This window comes from Paraburkholderia sp. (genome assembly GCF_035501035.1).
In the GTDB taxonomy this organism is placed as follows: Bacteria; Pseudomonadota; Gammaproteobacteria; order Burkholderiales; family Burkholderiaceae; genus Paraburkholderia.
On the sequence record NZ_DATJWR010000095.1, the window covers coordinates 1 to 22827 of the forward strand.

General features: G+C 66.9%; 17 protein-coding genes and 1 pseudogene. 12 read left to right on the plus strand and 6 right to left on the minus strand.

Annotated features, from left to right (window positions below; translation table 11 throughout):
* The 4 genes from VMJ11_RS07155 to VMJ11_RS07170 form a co-directional block, all read left to right on the plus strand.
* Positions 1–357 (plus strand): acyl-CoA dehydrogenase C-terminal domain-containing protein (locus tag VMJ11_RS07155; protein WP_325618355.1); only part of this gene is annotated, 357 nt, incomplete at its 5' end.
* Positions 358–520: 163 nt separating this feature from the next.
* A complete protein-coding gene (locus tag VMJ11_RS07160; protein WP_325618357.1) occupies positions 521–2962 on the plus strand; it encodes a 3-hydroxyacyl-CoA dehydrogenase/enoyl-CoA hydratase family protein in 2442 nt (813 codons plus the stop codon).
* Between the two features lie 34 nt (positions 2963–2996).
* Positions 2997–4196, plus strand: a complete 1200-nt coding sequence (locus tag VMJ11_RS07165) for an acetyl-CoA C-acyltransferase (RefSeq protein WP_325618359.1) — start codon at positions 2997–2999, stop codon at positions 4194–4196.
* Positions 4197–4320: 124 nt separating this feature from the next.
* Positions 4321–5091: an enoyl-CoA hydratase gene (locus VMJ11_RS07170; RefSeq protein ID WP_325618361.1), complete on the plus strand. Its 771-nt coding sequence runs from the start codon at positions 4321–4323 to the stop codon at positions 5089–5091.
* A gap of 38 nt (positions 5092–5129) precedes the next feature.
* Here the strand turns inward: VMJ11_RS07170 and fdhD are convergent, their stop codons facing one another.
* On the minus strand, positions 5130–5987 hold the full coding sequence (gene fdhD / locus VMJ11_RS07175) for a formate dehydrogenase accessory sulfurtransferase FdhD (RefSeq protein ID WP_325618363.1): 858 nt from the start codon (positions 5985–5987) through the stop codon (positions 5130–5132).
* Between the two features lie 152 nt (positions 5988–6139).
* On the opposite strand from fdhD, the gene VMJ11_RS07180 reads away from it, so the two are divergent.
* Together VMJ11_RS07180 and VMJ11_RS07185 are read left to right on the plus strand one after the other, a co-directional pair.
* Positions 6140–6622, plus strand: a complete 483-nt coding sequence (locus tag VMJ11_RS07180) for a nitrate reductase associated protein (protein WP_325618365.1) — start codon at positions 6140–6142, stop codon at positions 6620–6622.
* Positions 6623–6881: 259 nt separating this feature from the next.
* Entirely contained in the window at positions 6882–10607 is a 3726-nt protein-coding gene (locus tag VMJ11_RS07185; RefSeq protein WP_325618367.1) for an EAL domain-containing protein, read from the plus strand.
* An 82-nt stretch (positions 10608–10689) separates the two neighbouring features.
* Here VMJ11_RS07185 and VMJ11_RS07190 read toward each other — a convergent pair whose 3' ends face one another.
* A complete protein-coding gene (locus tag VMJ11_RS07190; RefSeq protein ID WP_325618369.1) occupies positions 10690–11085 on the minus strand; it encodes an acyl-CoA thioesterase in 396 nt (131 codons plus the stop codon).
* 348 nt (positions 11086–11433) lie between these two features.
* Here VMJ11_RS07190 and VMJ11_RS07195 point away from each other — a divergent pair, with 348 nt between their 5' ends.
* On the plus strand, positions 11434–13335 hold the full coding sequence (locus VMJ11_RS07195) for an ABC transporter ATP-binding protein/permease (RefSeq protein ID WP_325618371.1): 1902 nt from the start codon (positions 11434–11436) through the stop codon (positions 13333–13335).
* A 114-nt stretch (positions 13336–13449) separates the two neighbouring features.
* Here the strand turns inward: VMJ11_RS07195 and murU are convergent, their stop codons facing one another.
* Complete coding sequence (murU, locus tag VMJ11_RS07200) at positions 13450–14148, minus strand: N-acetylmuramate alpha-1-phosphate uridylyltransferase MurU (RefSeq protein WP_325618385.1); 699 nt, start codon at positions 14146–14148, stop codon at positions 13450–13452.
* Positions 14149–14231: 83 nt separating this feature from the next.
* Positions 14232–15305, minus strand: coding sequence for an aminoglycoside phosphotransferase family protein (locus tag VMJ11_RS07205; RefSeq protein WP_325618373.1), 1074 nt, complete (start codon positions 15303–15305; stop codon positions 14232–14234).
* Positions 15306–15549: 244 nt separating this feature from the next.
* On the opposite strand from VMJ11_RS07205, the gene VMJ11_RS07210 reads away from it, so the two are divergent.
* The 4 genes from VMJ11_RS07210 to rsmA all read left to right on the plus strand — a co-directional run bounded on the left by VMJ11_RS07210 (position 15550) and on the right by rsmA (position 21297).
* Positions 15550–17931 (plus strand): LPS-assembly protein LptD, encoded by a 2382-nt coding sequence (locus tag VMJ11_RS07210; protein ID WP_325618375.1) that lies wholly within the window; start codon positions 15550–15552, stop codon positions 17929–17931.
* Positions 17932–18031: 100 nt separating this feature from the next.
* Complete coding sequence (locus VMJ11_RS07215) at positions 18032–19399, plus strand: peptidylprolyl isomerase (protein WP_325618377.1); 1368 nt, start codon at positions 18032–18034, stop codon at positions 19397–19399.
* A 23-nt stretch (positions 19400–19422) separates the two neighbouring features.
* Positions 19423–20445, plus strand: coding sequence for a 4-hydroxythreonine-4-phosphate dehydrogenase PdxA (pdxA, locus tag VMJ11_RS07220; RefSeq protein ID WP_325618379.1), 1023 nt, complete (start codon positions 19423–19425; stop codon positions 20443–20445).
* A 15-nt stretch (positions 20446–20460) separates the two neighbouring features.
* The gene (gene rsmA, locus VMJ11_RS07225) at positions 20461–21297 is read left to right on the plus strand and encodes a 16S rRNA (adenine(1518)-N(6)/adenine(1519)-N(6))-dimethyltransferase RsmA (RefSeq protein ID WP_325618381.1); all 837 of its coding nucleotides are present in this window, start codon (positions 20461–20463) and stop codon (positions 21295–21297) included.
* Positions 21298–21339: 42 nt separating this feature from the next.
* Here rsmA and VMJ11_RS07230 read toward each other — a convergent pair.
* Positions 21340–21521 (minus strand): annotated as a pseudogene (locus VMJ11_RS07230) (EamA/RhaT family transporter); the annotation flags it as partial.
* 72 nt (positions 21522–21593) lie between these two features.
* Complete coding sequence (gene panE, locus VMJ11_RS07235) at positions 21594–22532, minus strand: 2-dehydropantoate 2-reductase (protein ID WP_325618383.1); 939 nt, start codon at positions 22530–22532, stop codon at positions 21594–21596.
* Positions 22533–22702: 170 nt separating this feature from the next.
* On the opposite strand from panE, the gene VMJ11_RS07240 reads away from it, so the two are divergent.
* Positions 22703–22827 (plus strand): VOC family protein (locus VMJ11_RS07240; RefSeq protein ID WP_325618387.1); only part of this gene is annotated, 125 nt, incomplete at its 3' end.

The following is a 22827-nucleotide window of genomic DNA, read 5'->3' on the forward strand; positions in this document are numbered from 1 at the left end:
GCCGAAGGCATCAAGCCGGAAATGCAGGAGTTCGTGAATCCGCTCGCCGACATCGGCGACAAGATGCAGAAGCTCACGATGGAAATCGGCATGAAGGCGATGCAGAACCCCGACGAAGTGGGCGCGGCCGCGGTGCCGTACCTGCGCACGGCGGGCCACCTCGTGTTCGCGTACTTCTGGGCGCGCATGGCGCGCGTCGCGCTCGACAAGGAAAGCTCGGGCGATCCGTTCTACAAGTCGAAGCTGGCCACGGCGCGCTTTTACTTCGCGAAGCTGCTGCCCGAAACGGCCACGTCGATCCGCCAGGCGCGCGCGGGTTCGAAGACGCTGATGGAAGTCGACGAAGCGCTGTTCTAAAGGCCAACCGAAGCGACAAGGCTCGCGCGCCCTGAAACTGAAAAGGCGCGCACCTCGCCGACACGATGTCCAGAGGCGGCGCAGCAGCCGGCACGACACCACGCCGGCACGCCGCCCACACTCCCCAATCCGCTCGACATTGCATATCCGCTGGAGGAACAACGTGAGCAATCTCAATATTCGCAAGGTCGCCGTGCTCGGCGCCGGCGTGATGGGCGCGCAGATCGCCGCGCACCTGATCAACGCCCGCGTGCCGGTGCTGCTGTTCGATCTGCCCGCGAAGGAAGGCCCGAAGAACGCCATCGCGCTCAAGGCGATCGAGACGCTCAAGAAGCTCTCGCCCGCGCCGTTCGGCGTGAAGGACGACGCGCAGTACGTCACGCCCGCGAACTACGAAGACGACATCGCGAAGCTCGCGGAGTGCGACGTGGTCATCGAAGCGATCGCAGAGCGCATGGACTGGAAGCACGACCTCTACAAGAAGGTCGCGCCGCACCTCGCTCCGAACGCAATTTTCGCGACCAATACCTCGGGCCTGTCGATCACGGAGCTTTCGCAAGGCTTCGACGACACCCTCAAGGCGCGCTTTTGCGGCGTGCACTTCTTCAATCCGCCGCGCTACATGCACCTCGTCGAGCTGATTCCGACGACGCACACGAAGCCCGAAATCCTCGACCAGCTCGAATCGTTCCTCACGAGCGTGGTGGGCAAGGGCGTGGTGCGCGCGAAGGACACGCCGAACTTCATCGCGAACCGCGTGGGCGTGTTCTCGATTCTCGCCGTGATCGCCGAGGCGAAGAAGTTCGGCCTGCGCTTCGACGAAGTCGACGACCTCACGGGCAGCCGCCTCGGCCGCGCGAAGTCGGCGACGTTCCGCACGGCGGACGTCGTGGGCCTCGACACGATGGCCCACGTCATCAAGACGATGCAGGACAACCTGAAGGACGATCCGTTCTTCCCCGTCTACGAGACGCCGGCCGTGCTCGCGGGCCTCGTGGCGAAGGGCGCGCTCGGCCAGAAGACGGGCGCCGGCTTCTATCGCAAGGAAGGCAAGGCGATCAAGGTGCTCGACGCCAGCACGGGCGAGTACGTCGACGGCGGCGGCAAGGCCGACGAGCTCGTGGGCCGCATTTTGAAGCGTCCGCCCGCCGAGCGCCTGAAGCTGCTGCGCGAGACGCAGCACCCGCAGGCGCAGTTCCTGTGGTCGATCTTCCGCGACGTGTTCCATTACATCGGCGTGCATCTGCAGTCGATCGCCGACAACGCGCGTGACGTCGATCTCGCGATCCGCTGGGGCTTCGGCTGGAACGAAGGTCCGTTCGAAGGCTGGCAAGCCGCGGGCTGGAAGCAGGTGGCCGAGTGGGTGAAGGAAGACATCGACGCCGGCAAGGGTCTCTCGAACGCGCCGCTGCCCTCATGGGTGTTCGAAGGCCCGGTGGCCGCGAACGGCGGCGTGCACGGCGCGGAAGGCTCGTGGTCGCCCGCTGAACAACGTTTCGTGCCGCGCTCGAATCTGCCGGTGTACGAGCGCCAGGTGTTCCGCGCTGCGCTGTTCGGTGAAACGAGCGCTCGCGACCCGAAGACCTTTGGCAAGACGCTGCTCGAAAACGAGCACCTGCGCGCGTGGGTGGACGAGCGCGCGGGCGAGGACGACGTCGTCATCGTCTCGTACAAGAGCAAGATGAACACGATGGGCCCGGGCTTGCTGGACAGCCTCGTGAAGGCGATCGAGATCGCGGAGGACGGCTACAAGGGCCTCGTGATCTGGCAGCCCACGTCGCTGAAACTCGGCGCGCCGGGCGGCCCATTCTCGGCCGGCGCGAACCTCGAAGAAGCCATGCCCGCGTTCATGATGGGTGGTGCGAAGGGCATCGAGCCGTTCGTGAAGAAGTTCCAGGACACGATGCTGCGCGTGAAGTACGCGAACGTGCCGGTCGTGACGGCCGTCTCCGGCATCGCGCTCGGCGGCGGCTGCGAAATCATGCTGCAGAGCGCGAAGCGTGTTGCGCACATCGAGAGCTATGTCGGCCTCGTGGAAGTGGGCGTGGGTCTCGTGCCGGCTGGCGGCGGTCTGAAGGAAGCAGCGCTGCGCGCGGCCGATGCGGCCCAGGCGGTCGGCGCGGCGCCGAGCGATCTGCTGAAGTTCCTGCAGAAGTCGTTCGAGAACGCGGCGATGGCGAAGGTCTCGGCTTCAGCGCACGAAGCGCGCGCGATGGGTTACCTGAAGCCCTCGGACACGATCGTCTTCAACGTGTTCGAGCTGCTCGACACGGCGAAGAAGGAAGTGCGCGCGCTGAGCGCGGCGGGCTACCGTGCGCCGCTACGCGCCACGCAGATTCCGGTGGCGGGCCGCTCGGCGAACTCGACCATCAAGGCTTCGCTCGTCAACATGCGAGACGGCCGCTTCATCAGCGATCACGACTATCTGATCGCGAGCCGCATCGCCGAGGCGATCTGCGGCGGCGACGTCGAGGCGGGCAGCCTCGTTGACGAAGAATGGCTGCTCAAGCTCGAGCGCCGCGCATTCGTCGACCTGCTCGGCACGCAGAAGACGCAGGAACGCATCATGGGCATGCTGCAAACCGGCAAGCCGGTGCGCAACTAAGCCAGCGGCTCGATAAAACGGACTGGAGTTACAGATGAGCAAACAGTTGCAGGACGCATACATCGTCGCCGCGAGCCGCACGCCCATCGGCAAGGCGCCGCGCGGCGTGTTCAGGAACACCCGCCCGGACGAGCTGCTCGTTCACGCGATCAAGTCGGCCGTGGCGCAGGTGCCCGGCCTCGACACGAGCGTGATCGAAGACGCGATCGTCGGCTGCGCGATTCCCGAGGCCGAGCAGGGCCTGAACGTGGCGCGCATCGGCGCGCTGCTGGCGGGACTGCCGCAGAGCGTGGGCGGAGTGACCGTCAACCGCTTCTGCGCGTCGGGCCTCACGGCGCTCGCGATGGCGGCGGATCGCATTCGCGTTGGCGAATCCGACGCGATGATCGCGGGCGGCTGCGAGTCGATGAGCATGGTGCCGATGATGGGCAACAAGCCGTCGCTCTCGCCGCACATCTTCGATCGCAGTGAGGATATCGGCATTGCTTACGGCATGGGCCTGACCGCCGAGAAGGTCGCCGAGCGCTGGAAGGTGAGCCGCGAGGCGCAGGACGCATTCTCGGTCGAGTCGCACCGCCGCGCGCTCGCCGCGCAGCAGGCGGGCGAGTTCAACGACGAGATCGCGCCGTACACCGTCATCGAGCGCTTGCCCGATCTCGCCAGCGGCGAAGTGAAGGTGAAGGAGCGCCTGATCGGCCTCGACGAAGGCCCGCGCGCCGACACGACGCTCGAAGGCCTCGCGAAGCTGCGCCCGGTGTTCGCGAACAAGGGCTCGGTCACGGCGGGCAACAGCTCGCAGACCTCGGACGGCGCGGGCGCGCTGATCGTCGTCTCCGAGAAGGTGCTCAAGCAGTTCAACCTCACGCCGCTCGCGCGCTTCGTGAGCTTCGCGGTGCGCGGCGTGCCGCCGGAGATCATGGGCATCGGCCCGAAGGAAGCAATTCCGGCCGCGCTGAAGGCCGCGGGCCTCAAGCAGGACGATCTCGACTGGATCGAGCTGAACGAGGCGTTCGCCGCACAGTCGCTGGCGGTGATCCAGGACCTCGGGCTCGACCCGTCGAAGATCAACCCGCTCGGCGGCGCGATTGCGCTGGGCCACCCGCTCGGCGCGACGGGCGCGATCCGCGCCTCGACGGTCGTGCACGGCCTGCGCCGCCGCAACCTGAAGTACGGCATGGTGACGATGTGCGTCGGCACCGGCATGGGCGCGGCGGGCATCATCGAGCGGCTGTAAGCGCGGTTGTGAGCGCTTCGCGCTGACTTCGCACTCGACACGGTTCGCAGGCCTCGCGGTTTGCGGACCGTTTTTCGTATCGGGTTCGAGGCGGCTTGCATACGAACCAGGAGGAGACACACTCATGAGCAACGAGATTTTGACCGCACGCGATAACGGCGTGCTGACGATCACCATCGACCGGCCCGCGCGCAAGAACGCGCTCACGCCCGCGATGTATCAGGCGATGGTCGACGCGCTCGCGGCCGCGCAGGAGGACGCCTCCGTGCGCGCCGTGCTGCTGCGCGGCCACGCCGAAATCTTCACGGCGGGCAATGACATCGAAGATTTCCTGAAGTCGCCGCCCACCAGCGCCGATTCGCCGGTCATGCGCTTTCTCGACGCGATCGCGGGCTTCGAAAAGCCGCTCGTCGCGGCGGTGAAGGGACCTGCCGTCGGCGTGGGCACGACGCTGCTGCTGCATTGCGATATGGTCTACGCCGCCGACAACGCGCGCTTCGCCGTGCCGTTCGCGCAGCTCGGGCTGTGCCCCGAGGCGGCTTCGTCGCTGTTGCTGCCGCGCATTGCGGGCTATCAAGGCGCGGCGGAAAAGCTGCTGCTCGGCGAGACTTTCGATGCGCAGGAAGCGCATCGCATGGGCTTCGTGAATCGGGTGCTGCCCGCCGCCGAGCTCGACGCGTTCGTCGCCGCGCAACTGGTGAAGCTCGTCGCGCTGCCGGCTTCGTCGCTGCGCGTGACGAAATCGCTCATGAAGCGCGCGAACGAGCACGAGGTCAAGACGCGCATGAGCGAGGAGTCGGTGCACTTCGGCAAGATGCTGCTCGCGCCCGAAGCGCGCGAGGCGTTCACGGCCTTCCTGCAAAAGCGCAAGCCGGATTTCCGGCAGTTCGACTAAGCGCGAGGTTTGGGCGATTCAGGGCGGTTCAGGGCGATTCAGGCGGTTTCGTAATCGACGTACCCGGACTCGCGGCAAAAGCTCACGAGCCGCAGTCCGGCACGTTTGGCGATGGCGATCGCGAGCGAGGAGGGCGCCGAGATCGTCGCGACCATCGGAATGCCCACGCGCGCGGCCTTGCGCACGAGCTCGTAGCTCGCGCGGCTGGAGAGGAAGACGAAGCCCTGCTGCGTGTCGGCACGCTCGATCACAAGCTGGCCGATGAGCTTGTCGAGCGCGTTGTGGCGGCCCACGTCCTCAAAAGCGCGCAGGATCGCGCCGTTTTCGTCGCACCATGCGGCCGCGTGCAGGCCGCCCGTGAGTTTCGTGAGCGCCTGATGCTGCGGCAGTTCGCGTGCGGCGCGCGCGATGGCGTCGGGCGAAAGGCGTGCGACGAAGCCGGTATCGGGCACCTGCTCGGGCTCGAGATCGAGCAGGTCGATGCTCTCGATGCCGCACACGCCACAGCCGCTGCGCCCGGCGAGCGCGCGGCGCCTCTCCTTCAGTTCGACGAACGCCTGCTGGATCACCGTCAGGTGAACTTCGGCGTGCGGCAGGTCGGCGTCTTCGTGCCGGTAAACCTCGATGTCCTGAATATCGGCGTTGCGCCCGACAATGCCTTCCGAGATCGCAAAGCCCACCGCGAACGCTTCGAGGTCGCGCGGCGTGCACATCATGACCGCGTGCGAGATGCCGTTGAAGACGAGCGCGACGGGCCATTCCTGGCCGACGTGGTCTTCACGCGTTTCTACCGCGTTGCCGCGGTGCCGGTGCACGCGCACTTCGATGACGCCGGGCTGGCCTTCGGAGTCGAGAGGGTTCGATGCCGGGGGATGTGGCCGGGTAGGGGTGTTCAAGCGGGAAGCTCCATGTCCTTATGCGGCGCCGTACCGCAGCGCCGCCGGGGGGGACGGCGAGGCTGCGCCGCGCGCGGAAGGTTCTAAAATACCTCAAGTGGGCGCCCCCCGGGCGGGTTGCGCGCCCACGCCCGCCTCGCGAGGATACCGTCATGGCATTGAACGAAGCTCCGCTCCTGTTCCGGTTCGAGGTCGACTCGTCGGAGGACCTCACCTACATTCCGATGTGCGTGCGCTTCAATCTGGACCGTTTTGGCCTGCGCATCTCTCTGGCGCAATGGCAGTTGCTCCCCTATGAGGACCGCCGTTTGCTGGCATGCTTTCCCGTGGACGACGACACGCAGATCGAGCCCAATTTCGATCACGCGCTCTTCGAGATGATGCGCACGCATGCCAACGTCGAACCCGAATGGTTCGCGCCCGACGAGGCGCCGGCCTGGCGCGACGTGAATGCGGTGCCGGGCGGCATCGCGCATCAATCGGAGCTCGCCAACCTGCAGCCGCCCGACCTCGAAGACTGGGCGCAACTCGCGCCGTTCCAGCGTTACGTGCTCGCCAAGCTCGCGCGCAAGCCCGAGGGCAATCACGACTTCGCGCCCGCGATGCACGAGTTCGGGCTGGCGGTGCCGCGGTGATTGCGGCCCGCTGATACCGCGCGTTCGATCCTTGCCCGATTCCTTCTAGCCAAGGCCGCCTTGCGCGCGCCGCCGCGCGTTTGCGGCGTGCGCTGCGTCAGCGCGCGGGATTTCCCCCCAATTTCTGCCGCCGCCCCCTCAAGACGAGCACGGGCGTGCCGTTATTTCGGGTTGGCGCGGCAGGCGCCGACCGGTCGCGTGCAGGTCGTGACCCATCATTCCACGGCTTTGGCGTGGGCGCGAACGACCCTCGGCATTCATGAACCTTCTTTTTTCGAAGCGCCAACTGATCAATCTGGCCGTCGTTGCAGCGGCCGTCGGCGCGAACGCATTTGTGGCGTGGACGCAGATCGACGCCCAGCGCGAGATCGATCTGCGCGCGGGGCAGGCCGCGCGGATCCGGCACGACCTCGACCGCTATCGCGACGCACTCGGCAGCGGCGTGAGCGCGCTCGGGCGTCTCGCGGCGCAAGGGCAGGCCGAGTCGGCCGGCGCGCGCGAGGCGCGCGCCGCTTCGCTCGACGAGATTGGCCGCTCGCTGCGGACGGAGCTAGCCGGCAATGGCGACCTCACGGCGCGCTTTGACGCCGTTCAGGTGCAGGCCACGGCGATTGCGAGTGAAATCGACGCGACGCTTGCGCGCGCCGAGCAGCGCATGGCGGACGAGCGCGCGCAGGCCGCCGTGGCGGCGGGCGCGAGTGCACCCGAGGCGGCGCCGCCCGTGGAGGCCGGTGGCGCGCCAGATCGGGAGTCGGCCAACGCTTCGCCGGCGAACGCGGCGCGCGCGCCTGTGGCACAGCTGGTTGCCCGTGAGGCACTTGCGCGTAACGCGATGGCCGAGAACGTTGCTGACTCCCGCGCGTCCGGTCATGTGGTGACCGGCACCATCACGCTGCCGCCGGCCCCGCCGGGCATGGCGGCAGCGAGCGCCGTCACGGTGAATGCGTTCGAGGCCGGCGGTTTGCTCGCGGCGGGGCCGGTCGTTGCGAACGGCGGGGCAAATGTCGCGGCGACCGTTGCACCGGCCGCTGCACCGACGGCTGCACCCAATATCGCACCCAATATTGCAGCCAATATTGCACCCAATATTGCATCGGGTATCGCATCGAAACTCGCGGCGAGCGGCGCGGCAACTATCGCACCGAACCTCTCACCGAACGGCGCGCCAAACCTCGCCCCGGCAACGGCCGCACCGCTCATCGGCGCGGCGTCGTCCGATTCCGCGGGTACTCTGCGCGCAGGTGCAACGCTGTCGACCGCCACCGCCGCCTGGCTTGCCGGCGAGTACATTCGCGTCGACACCCGTGTGGACCGCCTCGACGCACGCCTCGCTGCGCTGCAAAGCGCGGAGGACCTGGCGCTGGCCGGCGCGCTCGCCGACTCCGCACGCTCGCGCGGCCGCGCCTCGCTGCTCGTGATCGTGACGATGCTCGCGGGCGCGGCGCTCCTCATCTACACGTTCGGCGCCCGCGAGAGCGCCGCGCGCGAAAAGCTGCGCGCGGTGAGCGGCATGCGCTTGCGCAGCGAGCGCTTCCAGGGCCTGTTCGACGCGCATCCCGTGCCCATGTACGTGTTCGACCGCGAGACGCTGCGCTTTCTCGCCGTCAACGCCGCCGCGATCCAGCAGTACGGCTACAGCGAGGAAGCGTTCCTCGCGATGACGATCCGCGAAATCCGTCCGTTCGAGGACATCGCGCGGCTCGAGCAGCACCTCGCGCGCTCGGACACGCTCACGCAAAACGTGCGCACGATGGCCGGCATCTGGCACCACCGCCGCCGCGACGGCTCGCTCATCAGCGCGGACATCTCGCATCACTCGCTCACGTTCCTCGGCCGCGACGCCGTGTTCGTGCTCGCCGACGACGTCACCGAGCAGATCAAGGCCGAAGCGGAGGCGCAGCGCTCGAACCAGATGCTCGAGTCGGTGATCGACAACATTCCGCAGCGCATCTTCTGGAAGGACGCCGAATCGCGCTATCTCGGCTGCAACATGACCTTCGCGCGCGACGCGGGCCTCGCCTACCCCGAGCAGATCGTCGGCAAGACCGACGAGGAACTGCCGTGGCGCGCGTACGCCGGGCTGATGCGCGAGGAGGACCGCGACGTGATCGAATCGGGGCTGCCGCGCATCAACCTCGAGCAGGACCTGACGATCGACGGCCTGCACCGCACGACGATGACGAGCAAGCTGCCGCTGCTCGACGGCGACGGCCGCGTGATCGGCGTGCTCGGCTCGTACTCGGACACGACTGAGAGCAAGCGCGCCGACCTCGCGCTGCGCCTGCAAAGCCGCGCGCTCGACGCCTGCATCAACGCGATTCTGATCACCGCGCCGGGGCCTGGCGGCAGCAACCTGATCGAATACGCGAACCCGGCGTTTCGCCGCATCACGGGCTTCGATCCGGCCGAAGTGGTCGGCCAGGATTGCCGCCTGCTGCAGCGCGATGACCGCGACCAGGACGGTCTCGTCGCGATCCGCAAGGCGCTGCTCTCCAACCGCGAGGTGAGCGCCGTGCTGCGCAACTACCGCAAGGACGGCGCACTCTTCTGGAACCAGCTGCTGATCGCGCCGGTGCCCGATCTCGACGGCCGCATCACGCACCACATCGGCATCATCAACGACGTGACCGAGCTGATCCGCTACCAGGAGCAGCTCGAATACCAGGCGAACTACGACAGCCTCACGCTGCTGCCCAACCGCAATCTGCTGCGCGACCGGCTCCAGCAGGCGCTCGTCGCGGCGCAGCGGCACGAATCCGGCGTCGCCGTGGTGTTCATCGACCTGGACGGCTTCAAGAACGTCAACGACAGCCTCGGCCACAGCGTGGGCGACCGCCTGCTCGGCGTGGTGGCCGAGCGGCTCACGCGCTGCACGCGCACCACCGACACGGTCGCGCGCCACGGCGGCGACGAGTTCGTGATCGTGCTCACCGACGCCATCGACGAGAAGTCGCTGATCGGCTGGATGGAGCGGGCGCGCGCGCTGATCTCGGAGCCGGTGTGGATCGACGGCACCGAACTCTACGTGGGCTGCAGCATGGGCGCGAGCGTGTACCCGCAAGACGGCAACGACGCCGAGACGCTGCTCAAGAAGGCCGACGTCGCGATGTACCGCGCGAAGGACATGGGCCGCAACACGTTCCAGTTCTTCCAGCCCGAAATGAACGCCAACGTGAGCGCGCGCCTGAATGTCGAACGCCGGCTGCGGCGGGCGCTTCGCGATGGCGAGTTCCTGCTGCACTACCAGCCGCAGGTGGAGATCGAGGGTGGACGCATCGTCGGCATGGAGGCGCTCGTGCGTTGGCACGATCCCGAGGCGGGGCTCGTGTCGCCATCGGAGTTCATTCCGGTGGCCGAGGAAAGCGGCCTGATCGGCCCGCTCTCGGACTGGGTGCTGCGCGAGGCGTGCCGGCAAAACCGCGCCTGGCAGCTCGCGGGGCTACCGCCCGTGCGCGTTTCAGTGAACCTCTCGGCGAAGACGTTCCATCAGCGCGACATCGCGCAGCTCGTGACCGAGGTGCTTGAGGAAACCAGGCTCGACGCCTGCTGGCTCGAAATCGAGCTCACCGAGAGCACGCTCATGCGCAATGCGGAGGAAGCCGTGTCGATGTTGAACGAGCTCCACGCGCTTGGCATCGGCATTGCGATCGACGACTTCGGCACCGGCTATTCGAGCCTGAGCTACCTGAAGCGGCTGCCCGTGGACCGGCTCAAGATCGACCGCTCGTTTGTCGCGGACATCGGCACGAACAGCGACGACGAAACGATTACGGCCGCCATCATCGCGCTTGCGCACGAGCTGCAGTTGCAGGTGATCGCGGAAGGGGTGGAGACGTCGGCGCAGTTCACTTTCCTGCGCGAGCGCGCATGCGACGAGCTGCAGGGGTACTTCTTCGCGCCGCCGCTGTCCGGCGACGGAGCGGCGGCGCTGTTGCGCGCGAGCGCTTCGTACGAGGAAGCGCCCGGGCTCGCGTGGATGGACTGAGACGGGAGAACGCGCCGGGAAGCGTCAGGCAGTGGCAGAAGGTGCCCGAAAGCGCCGGGAAGTGGCAGGAAGCGCCGCAGCGTTAATCGAGCGGCGGCAGCGGCCGCGGGCGGCGGTCCGTGCCGGTCGCGACATAGGTGAGCGTTGCTTCGGTCACCTTGACGACTTCGTCCTGAAGGCGCATGCGCTGCGCGTATACCTCGACCTCGACCGTAACCGAGGTCTTGCCGGTCTTGACGATCTCGGCGTAAAAGCTCAGCAGATCGCCCACGAACACCGGCTGCTTGAACACGAACGAGTTCACCGCGACGGTGGCCACGCGCCCGTTGGCGCGGCGGCTCGCCGGAATCGAGCCGGCAATGTCGACCTGCGCCATGATCCAGCCGCCGAAGACGTCGCCGTGGACGTTGGCGTCCGAGGGCTGCGGCACGACGCGCAGTGCGGGCGCTTTGGGGGGGAGCGGGAAGGAGTCGGTCATCGGGCTTCCATGAAAAGGGAACGAACGGCGGGGTGGCGCAGCGACGAAAGAGGGGAGCGCTCAGCGGCGCGCGCCGCCTTCTGCGACAATACGTCGATCAGGAATTGTACGGGAAAGCGTCAGGCGCGGCGGGCGGCTCATGAGGTTCGTGAGGCCCATGAGGCCCGGTCCACGACGGTCGGGCACGAGGCGCACTTCGTGTGCGGCACGCCTTCCGCCTGAGCGAAACCCGTCGCCCATTACCCCACATGACTCGTCGTGCCGCTTGCGCCGCGCCCGGCCCCGATCTTCACACGGGCCTCGCGTGCTGCCTCGCGGCGCCTCGCGCACGTTTCTCGCCGCTTGCCCATGCGCCGCTTTCCCGCTTCCAATGAACCCGCGCTGCCCGCCACCGGGCCGCGCAACGACTGGCAGACCATCGTTTCGCTGCTGCCCTATCTCACCGCCTACAAATGGCGCGTGGCGTTCGCACTCACCTGTCTGATCGGCGCGAAGGTGGCCAACCTCGGCGTGCCGATCGTGATGAAGCACATCGTCGATGGCCTCGCTTCGGTGCGCCATCTCACGGCACTCGGGCGCGCGGAGCACGAGCCCGGCATCGTGCTCGCGGGCGGCGTCGGGCTGCTCGTGGTGGCGTATGCGGTCGTGCGCCTCTCCACCTCGCTCTTCACCGAGCTGCGCGAAATCCTCTTCTCGAAGGTGACGGAGAGCGCCGTGCGCCAGCTCGCGCTCAAGGTCTTCCGCCATTTGCATGCGCTCTCGCTGCGCTTTCACCTCGAACGGCAGACGGGGGGCATGTCGCGCGATATCGAGCGCGGCACGCGGGGCATCACGCAGCTCATTTCGTATTCGCTCTACAGCATCTTGCCGACGCTCGTCGAAGTGGGCCTCGTGCTCGGCTTCTTCGCCGTGAAGTACGAGGCGTATTACGCCATCGTCACGCTCATCGCGCTGCTCGCCTATATCGTGTTCACGGTGAAGGTGACCGAGTGGCGCACGCATTACCGCCGCACGATGAACGAGCTCGATTCGCGCGCCAACTCGCGTGCGATCGATTCGCTCATCAACTACGAGACCGTGAAGTACTTCGGCAACGAAGAGTGGGAGACGAAGCGCTACGACGAAAACCTGCATCGTTACCGGCAGGCCGCGATCAAGTCGCAGCACTCGCTTTCCGTGCTCAACTTCGGGCAGCAGGCGATCATCGGCACCGGGCTCGTGTTCATTCTCTGGCGCGCGACGCAGGGCGTGATGGCGGGGCGGCTCACGCTCGGCGACCTCGTGCTCATCAACACGTTCATGCTGCAGCTGTACATTCCGCTGAATTTTCTCGGCGTGGTGTATCGGGAACTGAAGCAGAGCCTCACCGACATGGACCGCATGTTCACGCTGCTCACCGTCGAGCGCGAGGTGCCCGACGCACCCGGCGCGCAGCCGCTCGTGGTGCGAGGCGCCGAGGTGCGCTTCTCGCACGTGAACTTCGCCTATGAGCCGTCGCGCCAGATCCTGCACGACGTGAGCTTCACCATTCCCGCGGGCACTACCACGGCAGTGGTGGGGCACAGCGGTTCGGGCAAGTCCACGCTCGCGCGGCTGATGTTCCGCTTCTACGATCTGGAGCGCACCGATTCCGGCAAGAGCGGCGGCGCGATCACCATCGATGGCCAGGACATCCGCGACGTCACGCAGGATTCACTGCGCGCGTCGATCGGCATCGTGCCGCAGGACACGGTGTTGTTCAATGATTCGATCTACTACAACATCGCCTATGGCCGGCCCACGGCGAGCCGCGAGGAGGTGATCGCGGCGGCGCGCGCGGCGCACATTCACGCGTTCATCGAGAGCCTGCCCAAGGGCTACGACACGCCGGTGGGCGAACGCGGCCTCAAGCTCTCGGGCGGCGAGAAGCAGCGCGTCGCGATTGCGCGCACGCTGCTCAAGAATCCGCCGATTTTGCTGTTCGACGAGGCGACCTCGGCGCTCGACTCGCGCTCGGAGCGCGCCATTCAACACGAGCTCGACCAGATCGCGCGCGAGCGCACGACGCTCGTGATCGCGCACCGGCTCTCTACCGTCGTGCACGCGCAGCAGATCATCGTGATGGACCATGGGCGCATCGTCGAGCGCGGCACGCATGCTCAGTTGCTGAGCGCGGGCGGCCACTATGCGCAGATGTGGGCGCTGCAGCAGCAAAAGGCGGCCGAGGCGCCGCAGGGGCAGGTGGAAGCGCCGGCGGCGGGCGGCCATTGAAATGTGCCGCGCGCCGGCGTGTGTACGGTGCGTTTGAACCGGGGTGGAGCAGGCGGATCCTGGCGGACGCTCAGAGGCCGCTTGGCAGGCGCTCAGAGGGCGCTTGAAGGACGCCTAGAGGAGTACGTTACGCAGGGCAGCGTCGAGCGCTTCGAGTTGCGCGGGCGTGCCGACGTTTTCCCATACGCCTTCATACAGCTCGCCGCTCGCGCGCCCTTGCGCAATCGCCTCGCGATAGTACGGCGAGAGCGCGCGCTTCGTGCCGGGCGCGAGATCGCGGAACATGCGCGTGTCGTAGAGGCCGATATTGCCGAACGTGTAGCGTGGCGCGCCTTCGAGCGCGAGCCGGCCATCGCCCGTGATGGCGAAGTCGCCGTTGGGGTGGAACGGCGGGTTCGGCACCATCACGAGATGCATGCCTGGCTCGGCCTCGTGCGCGAGCGCTTCGGCGCGCGCGCCGAGCCGCGCGAAGTCATAGGCGCTATAGACGTCGCCGCTCACCGCAAGGAACACCTCGGGCGCGCCGGTCGATTCGATGAGCGGCAGCGCCTGCGCAATGCCGCCCGCCGTTTCGAGCGCGTCGTGCTCGGGCGAGTAGCGCAGCGTCACGCCAAAGCGCGAGCCGTCGCCGAGCGCCGCTTCGATCTGCGCGCCAAGCCACGCGTGGTTGATGACGATGCGCGTGTAGCCCGCTGCGGCGAGCCGTTCGATTTGCCACGCGATTAACGGCTTGCCGCCCACCGCGAGGAGCGGCTTCGGGCAGGTGTCGGTGAGCGGGCGCATGCGCTCGCCACGCCCGGCAGCAAAGATCATTGCGGTGCGCCCGAATCGGGCACGACCCGGCTCGCGGCTCGCCGTTGCCGGCGCGGAATTCGGATGGGTCATGGCGGCCCGTTTCAGAAGGTGTAAGCGACTTCGACGGCACTGCCCTGCAGCTCGTCGATGAGGCGCGCAAACGGGACGAGCGGGCGATACCGGTGCGCGACCTTGCTCGCGTAGCCGAGAAAGCGCGGCAGGTCGGCCATGTAATGCGGCTTGCCGTCGCGATAGTTGATGCGGCAGAACAGGCCGAGCACCTTGATGTGGCGCTGCAGGCCCATCCATTCGAGCTGGCGGTAGAACTCGCCGAAGTCCGCATCGACGGGCAACCCCGCCTTCTTCGCGCGCTCCCAGTAATGCGCGAAGCAGTCGAGCTCGAACTCCTCGTCCCAGGTGAGGAACGCGTCGCGCAGCAGCGAGACGACGTCGTAGGTGATCGGGCCGTAGACGGCGTCCTGGAAGTCGAGCACGCCGGGGTTGGGCGTCGCGATCATCAGGTTGCGGGGCATGAAGTCGCGCAGCATGAACGTCTGCGGCTGTGCGCGCGCGCTCGCCACGAGCAATGCGAAGGTACGGTCCAGCACGCCGCGCGTGGCTTCATCGACCTTGCGGCCCAGATGCCGCTCCAGAAACCACTCGGGCATCAGCTCCATCTCGCGCTGCATGAAGGCCTCGTCGAACACCGGCAGCACGCCTTCGCGCGAACTCGACTGCCAGCGGATCAGCGCATCGAGCGCGTCGCGCGTCAGTTCGCGCGAGCGCGGGCCGGGGCCGGCTTCCTGCAGCGTTTGCAGGTAGGGCGCGGTGCCCAGATCGGTCACGAGCATGAAGCCCACGTCGAAATCGGCTTCGAGCACGCGCGGCACATGCACGCTGGCGGCTTCGAGCAACTGGGCGACCTGGGCGAATTCGCGGCATTTTTCGGGCGGCGGGGCATCGACGGCGATTAGCGTCGCGCCGTCGGTGCCCGCGCTCGCGAGGCGGAAGTAGCGCCGAAAGCTCGCGTCGGAGGAGGCCGGGGCGAGCGTTGCGAGGTCGAGGCTATACCGTTCAGCGTGGCTGCCGAGCCAGGCGGCGAGCAGGTCGCGGCGGCTGTCTGCAGGGGAATCGGCTGGGGGATCGGCGGGAAAGTGCGCGGAGGTGGAGGTCATGAAAACCAGAGGCAAAATCAGTGGATCAACGTCTTGCCATATAATACCCCACGACTTTTTTGACGCGACTCGCGCCCAAGCCCGCATGACGGTTCGCTCGCCGCAATCATCGCCGGTCCATCGTCCGATGAATTGTAAATAATTGTACGCACTCCGGCCTCGATCCGGTCCATCGGGAGGCTGGTGCGCTGGCGGGCCACCATCACGCAGAGGCAGGCGGCCGGGCCGATTCGCCAAAACATACATGCCGCCCAGACAGTTTTTCCAGACGATCTCCAACCGTGACGACGGCGTGCCGGGCAAGCGGCGGCTCATCGCGGCACTCATGGCCGTACCGGGTCTGGTGCCCGCGCTCGCGCACGCCCAGCTCTCCGGCGCGGCCGCGCAGCCCGAGCAGCTGGACGGCCCGTGGAGCCTGCGACTCGCACCGCAACTCGAGGATCACCCCAACCTGCCGGGCCAGCACCCAGCGACTTTCGTGCTTGGCGACTCGACCACCGGCACGGTGGACACCGACCTCGCGGTGAGGGGCTCGGCGGAGTTGCGCCAGGGCTCGAACCTGGTCAAGGGCGATGCCCTGCACTACGATCAGGACACCGACATGGCCAATGCCTACGGCAATGTCGTGGTCGTGCAGAACGGCACGACGTTTTCGGGGCCTGAGGCGCATCTGAGGGTGGAGGCGAACGAGGGCTTCATGCCCGCGCCGAAATACCATTTCACGGTCACGGGCGGCTCGGGCAGCGCCGCGCGCGCCGACCTGCTGGACAGCGAGCGCTCGGTGCTCACGAACGGCACCTACACCGCGTGCCAGTGCTCGACCAATCCGGCGTGGTACATCAAGGGCAGCGAGTTCGATTTCGACACCGGCAGCGACGAAGGCGTCGCGCACAACGCCGTGCTGTTCTTCCAGGACGTGCCGATCTTCGCGAGCCCCTGGCTGTCGTTCCCGCTCTCGGGCGACCGGCGCAGCGGCCTCTTGCCGCCGACGTTCTCGATCAGCTCGACGAACGGCTACGAAGTCTCGCTGCCGTATTACTTCAACATCGCGCCGAACCGCGACTTCACGTTCACGCCCGAGATCATCTCGAAGCGCGGTGTTTTCCTGCAGGGCAACTACCGGTATCTCTCGCAGAATTACTCGGGATCGATCACCGGAACGTTCCTGCCGGACGACGCGATCACGAAGACGAACCGCTACGCGCTGTTCATCCAGCACAACCAGAACTTCGGCGACGGGTTCGGCGGGTACATCTACTACAACAAGGTCTCGGACAACACCTATCCGGAAGATCTGCAGTCGGCGGCCAATCAGATCGTCAACGGCACGCAGACGCTGTACCAGCAGGAAGCCGGCCTCACGTACAACAACGGGCCGTGGTCCGTGCTCGGCCGCTGGCAGCACTGGCAGACGCTCGAGCCGTCCACGCCGCCGTATGGCCGCGAGCCGCAGTTGAACGTGAAGTACGCGAAGTACAACGTGGGCGGCTTCGACTACGGCATGGAAGCCGACTACTCGCGCTTCCGCATCACGGAAGACAATGCGACCGAGGGCGACCGCGTCGTCTTCAATCCGTACCTTTCGTACTCGCTGTTGGGGCCGGGTTACTTCGTCACGCCGAAGGTGCAGTGGCACTTCGCGTCGTACAACCTGAGCAACATCGGCACGGACCCGACGTTCGGCTCGCCGGCCGGCACGCCGAAGAACTTCACCGAATCGATCCCTACCCTCAGCTTCGACTCGGGGCTCGTGTTCGACCGCTCGGTGCATCTGTTCGGCCACGATTACATCCAGACGCTGGAGCCGCGCCTGTACTACGTGTACACGCCGTACCGCAACCAGCAGTTCGCGCCCCTTTTTGATACCGCCGAGTCGGACTTCGGCCTCGCGGAAATCTTCACGCCGAACACCTTCGTCGGTAACGACCGCATCGCCGACGCGAACCGCATCACGGCCGCGATCACCACGCGCTTCATCGACCCGGTCTCGGGCGACGAGCGTGCGCGCTTCGTGCTTGCGCAGCAGTACTACTTCCAGGACCAGCGCGTCACGCTCACGCCGACTGAGACTACCACTCAGGCGACACATTCGGACCTGATCGCGGGCGCATCGCTGAAGATCGGGGGCGGTTTCGCCTCGGAAACGGCGTTCCAATATAATGCCGACAGCAGCCAGCTGACGAAGGCGAGTGTTGGCTTCGGGTACAGCCCGGGAACGAGCCGCGTGCTGAACGTCGCCTACCGCTACACGCGCGCAAACACCACGCTCGACTACCAGCCGATCAACCAGATCCTGATCTCGGCGCAGTGGCCGTTCTCGCACCGGGTGTACGCCGTGGGCCGTTTCAACTACGATCTGAACGGCCACCGGGTTGTCGACGGTCTGGTTGGCATGCAATACGACGCAGACTGCTGGGTGCTCGGCGTCGGCCTGCAGCGTTACGCGAACGGCGCCAACACCTCGGGCCTACCGCAGTCGTCAACGCGCTTTCTCGCGCAGCTCACGCTCAAGGGACTGTCGAACGTCGACAACGGGTTGGTGGCGGCGTTCAAGGCGGGCGTGCCGGGGTATACGCAGCTGCCGGGTCTGCCGCCGTCGCCCTCGCGCTTCACTGATTATCAATAACGCGTGATCCGGCGCGCTTTCCTCGAGAGGGCGCCTCGGAGCGACGCGGTGTGGGTTGCATAGAGACGGGCGAAGCGTGCCCGCCAACATTGGAGTATCTGTGGGAATCATGAAAAAGCTTCGCCTGGCAGCGTACGCTGCGAGTCTCTTTGCCTTCGCAGGAGTGTTGCCGGCCGCGCCGGCGCAAGCTCAGGGCCTTCCGGCCAGCAATGGCCAGACGGTCGACACGATCGCCGCAGTCGTCAATGACGGCGTGATCACGCAGCGCGAACTCGACGAGCGCGTCGAGCTCATCGCGCACCGGCTCCAGCAGCAGGGCGCGCCGGTCCCGCCGATGGACCAGTTGCGCGCGCAGGTGCTCAACCAGATGGTGCTGGAGCGCATCCAGCTGCAGAAGGCCAAGGAAGACGGCATCGCCGTCGACGACGCTTCCGTGCAGCGCACGCTCGAGCGTCTCGCCCAGGCCAACGGCATGGATCTCGCGACCTACCGCGCGCGCATCGAGGCGGCCGGCGTGCCCTGGACCACATTCACGAAGGACGCGCGGACGGAACTCACGCTCTCGAAGCTGCGCGAGAAGGAAGTGGACAGCAAGGTCACGGTTTCGGACGCCGAAGTCGCGAACTACATCGCGAGCCAGCGCGGGCCGAACGCAGGCCAGACGAACGACCTGCACTTCCAGCACATCCTCATCAAGGCGCCGCTGAACGCCTCGCAAACCGACATCGAAGCCGCCCAGGCGAAGGCCGACGCGCTCCTCAAGGAGGCGCAGGGCGGCAGCAAGTTCGAGAGTCTCGCGAAGTCGAACTCGCAGGCGAGCGACGCGGGCAAGGGCGGCGACATGGGCTTCCTGCCGCCGTCGAAGCTGCCGCCCGAGTTCGTGACCGCCGCCTCCACGCTGCGTCCGGGCGAGGTGAACCCGTCGGTCATCCGCACCAACGACGGTTTCGAGATCGTGCGGCTCGTCGAGCGCCGTCCCGGCCAGGGCACGGCCGCCGACGCACCCAAGCTCGTGCAAACGCACGTGCGCCACATTCTGCTGCGCGTGGGCGACGGCATGTCCGAGCCGCAGGCGCGCGAGAAGCTGCTGGAAATCAAGCAGGAAATCGCGGCCGGCGGTGACTTCGCCAAGTTCGCGCGCACCTACTCGCAGGACGGTTCGGCCTCGCAGGGCGGCGACCTCGGCTGGATCAGCCCGGGCGAGACGGTGCCCGAATTCGAGCGCACCATGAACACGCTGCAAGATGGCCAGATCAGCGACCCGGTGCGCACCGAGTACGGCTACCACCTGATCCAGGTGCTGGGCCGCCGTGACGCGGAAGGCTCGGTCGCCCAGCAGATGGACCTCGCGCGCCAGGCCATCGGCCAGCGCAAGGCCGAGCAGGCTTACGCCGACTGGCTGCGCGAGCTGCGCGACAGTGCCTATGTCGATTACAAGATCGCGGGCATGACGCCGCCGCACAACTGATACCTTCGGAAGGGATTCGAGCCATGAACGCCTCCGCATCGTCGTCGCCGGCTCCGCGGAGGGCGGGACCGATCCGCATTGCCATCACCACCGGCGAGCCGGCCGGCGTCGGCCCCGAGCTGACCGCCGCCGCGCTGGCGGGCGCGTCGGCCCACTGGCCCGACGCGCAGTTCGTCGTACTCGGCGACAGCGCGCTCATCGAAGCGCGCGCGAAGGCCGCGAGCGTCGACTGGGCCGTCGTGCTGGCGAGCCAGCCCGTGCAGGTCGAGCATGTGGCGCTTGCCGTGCCGGCGAAGCCGGGCAAGCTCGACGCCGCGAACGGCCGCTACGTGCTCGCGCTGCTCGACCGCGCCATCGACGGCGCACTGGCCGGCGAATTCGACGCGATCGTCACGGCGCCGCTGCAAAAGAGCACCATCAACGACGCCGGCGTGCCCTTCACCGGGCATACCGAATACCTGGCAGAACGCACGCACACGCCGCGCGTGGTCATGATGCTGGCGGGCACCGGTGCGCGGCCGTTGCGCGTCGCGCTCGCGACCACCCACCTGCCGCTCAAGGACGTATCGGCGGCGCTGAGCGTGGAAGGCCTCGTTGAAACGCTGCGGATCATCGACCACGACCTGCGCCGTCATTTCGGCGTGCCGCTGCCGCGCATCCTCGTGACCGGTCTCAATCCGCATGCGGGCGAGAACGGGTACCTCGGCCGCGAAGAGATCGACACGATCTCGCCGGCGCTGGCGGCCGCCGCGGCTGCCGGCATCGACGCGCGCGGTCCCTATCCCGCTGACACGCTGTTCCAGCCGCGCTACCTGAAGGACGCCGACTGCGTGCTGGCGATGTTCCACGACCAGGGCCTGCCGGTCCTGAAATACGCGACGTTCGGCGAGGGCATCAACGTGACGCTCGGCCTGCCGATCGTGCGCACCTCGGTTGATCATGGCACCGCGCTCGACCTCGCCGGCACTGGCCGCGCGGACGCGGGTAGCCTGATCGCCGCCCTCGACACCGCCGTTTCGATGGCGCGCCACCGGCGCGCCGGCTGACCGATTCCACACAAGATGTCCAATAGCAGCAAACAGCACCAGGGTCACTTCGCGCGCAAGCGCTTCGGCCAGAACTTCCTCGTCGACACGGGCGTGATCGACTCGATCGTCGACGTCATCCGGCCGCAGCGCGGCGAGCGCATGGTCGAGATCGGGCCGGGCCTCGGCGCGCTCACCGAACCGCTGATCGAGCGTCTCGCCACGCCCGAGTCGCCACTGCACGCGGTCGAACTCGACCGCGACCTGATCGCGCGCCTCACGAAAAAATTCGGCCCGCTGCTCGAACTGCACGCGGGCGACGCGCTCGCGTTCGACTTCGGCACGCTCGCCGCGCCTGGCGAGAAGCCCTCGCTGCGTATCGTCGGCAACCTGCCGTACAACATTTCGAGCCCGTTGCTGTTTCATCTCGCCGCGTTCGCCGACCGCGTGATCGACCAGCATTTCATGCTGCAGAACGAAGTGGTGGAGCGCATGGTCGCGGAGCCGGGCAGCAAGGCGTTCGGCCGCCTCACGGTGATGCTTCAGTACCGCTACGTGATCGACAAGCTGATCGACGTGCCGCCCGAATCGTTCCAGCCGCCGCCGAAGGTGGATTCCGCGATCGTGCGCATGATTCCCTACGCGCCGCACGAACTGCCGAAGGTCGACGATGCCGTGCTCGGCGAACTCGTGACCGCGGCGTTCTCGCAGCGCCGCAAGATGCTGCGCAACACGCTGGGGGCGTATCGCGAGCGCCTCGACTTTGACGCGCTCGGCTTCGATCTGGCGCGACGCGCCGAGGAAGTGCCAGTGGAAGAGTACGTGCGCCTCGCGCAGGCGCTGGAAGTTGCTGGCGGGACTGGCGGCGCCTGAGGCGCACGAAGTGTGCGAGGTTCGCGAAGCTGCACCGGCTGACCTCGCCGGCGCATTCACGAGCGCGATGCACGCGAGCACGAGCAGGGCGGCCGCCGCAAAGCGGGTGCTGAACGTTCGCCGAGCAACAGCGCGCCGAACGTCACGCCAAAGAGTGGCGTGAGACATGAGAAGGCGGAAGGACGCGACGCCATATAGCGCGTGAGCAGCCAGAACGAGGTCAGATCAAAGAAGCTTACGTCTAGCCGACGATGCCCCTGGCCCCCGAGTGGTAGCCGCCCGCGCTCAATTCACGCTCAGTTCGCGCCGGCGCGCTGCGCCTCGTACGCCTTGAGCTGGCTATAAACGATACGCAGCACCGAAAGTTCCTTCGACGCACCGCCGCGCCGGATCAGGTCCCCAAGCACATGATCGGCCTCGATTCGCGAACCGTTCTGCACATCGCGCAGCATCGAGGCCGTGAGCGACGAACCCGTTGCGAACAGCATCGCGCGCGAACGCTCGAGGAAGCTGTCGCGCACCGCGTGGCCGTGCGCGACCGCAATCGCCCGGCATTCGGTGAACAGACGCTCGATGGTCGCGGCGCCGTCGGGCGTGGCGAGGATCACGCCGACCGGTGCGCGGAAAAGACACGTGCTGCCCGCGAGCGACGCGAGGAACACCCACTTCTCCCACATCTCCTGAAGGACGTGATCGCTTGCCTTGATGTGGAACCCCGCGTTGCCGAACTGATCCGCGACGGCTTGCACGCGCGGCGAGACGCCGCCGCCGAGCTCGCCGAACGTGATGGCCTGCACGTCGTTCAGATGCACGATCTCGCGCTTCTCGTTAAGCGTGGAGGCGATCAGGCAGACGCCGCCCAGCACGGCTTGCGTACCGAAGCGCGCCTGCAGGATTTCCAGATGCCGCATGCCGTTCAGCAACGGCAGGATCAACGTATTCGGCCCGACGGCGGCCGCGAACGAATCGATGGCGTTATCGAGGTCGTAGGCCTTGCAGCTCAGCAGGACGAGATCGAACGGCTGGCCGCCCTGTGCCTCGAGCGCCTCGCGCGTAACCGTCTTCACGTCGTGCAGCGTGAGATCGCCGGCCGGACTGCGGATCACTAGGCCAGCATCGCGCAGTTGCGCGGCGCGCGCCTCGCGTACCAGAAACGTCACGTCGCGCCCCGCGGCGGCGAGCCGCCCACCGAAATAGCCGCCCGTCGCACCTGCCCCGACAACCAGAATCCGCATGTCCACTCCTCATTTCTTACATTCAGTCAGCGAAACTGCCTCGGCTTGCGGCGTGGCAGTTTCGGGATGGCGTTCATGCTAGAGCAAATTGGCGCGTCTTGCCGGCGCCGGCAAGGCAGGCCGGATTTTGGTACAGTCCGCCTTTTGACGACGGCAAAACGGAGTACACCATGCGCCTGCTGCACACAATGATCCGGGTCGGCGACCTCGATCGCTCGATCAAGTTCTACACCGAACTGCTCGGCATGAAACTGCTGCGCCGCGAAGATTTCCCCGAAGGCAAGTTCACGCTGGC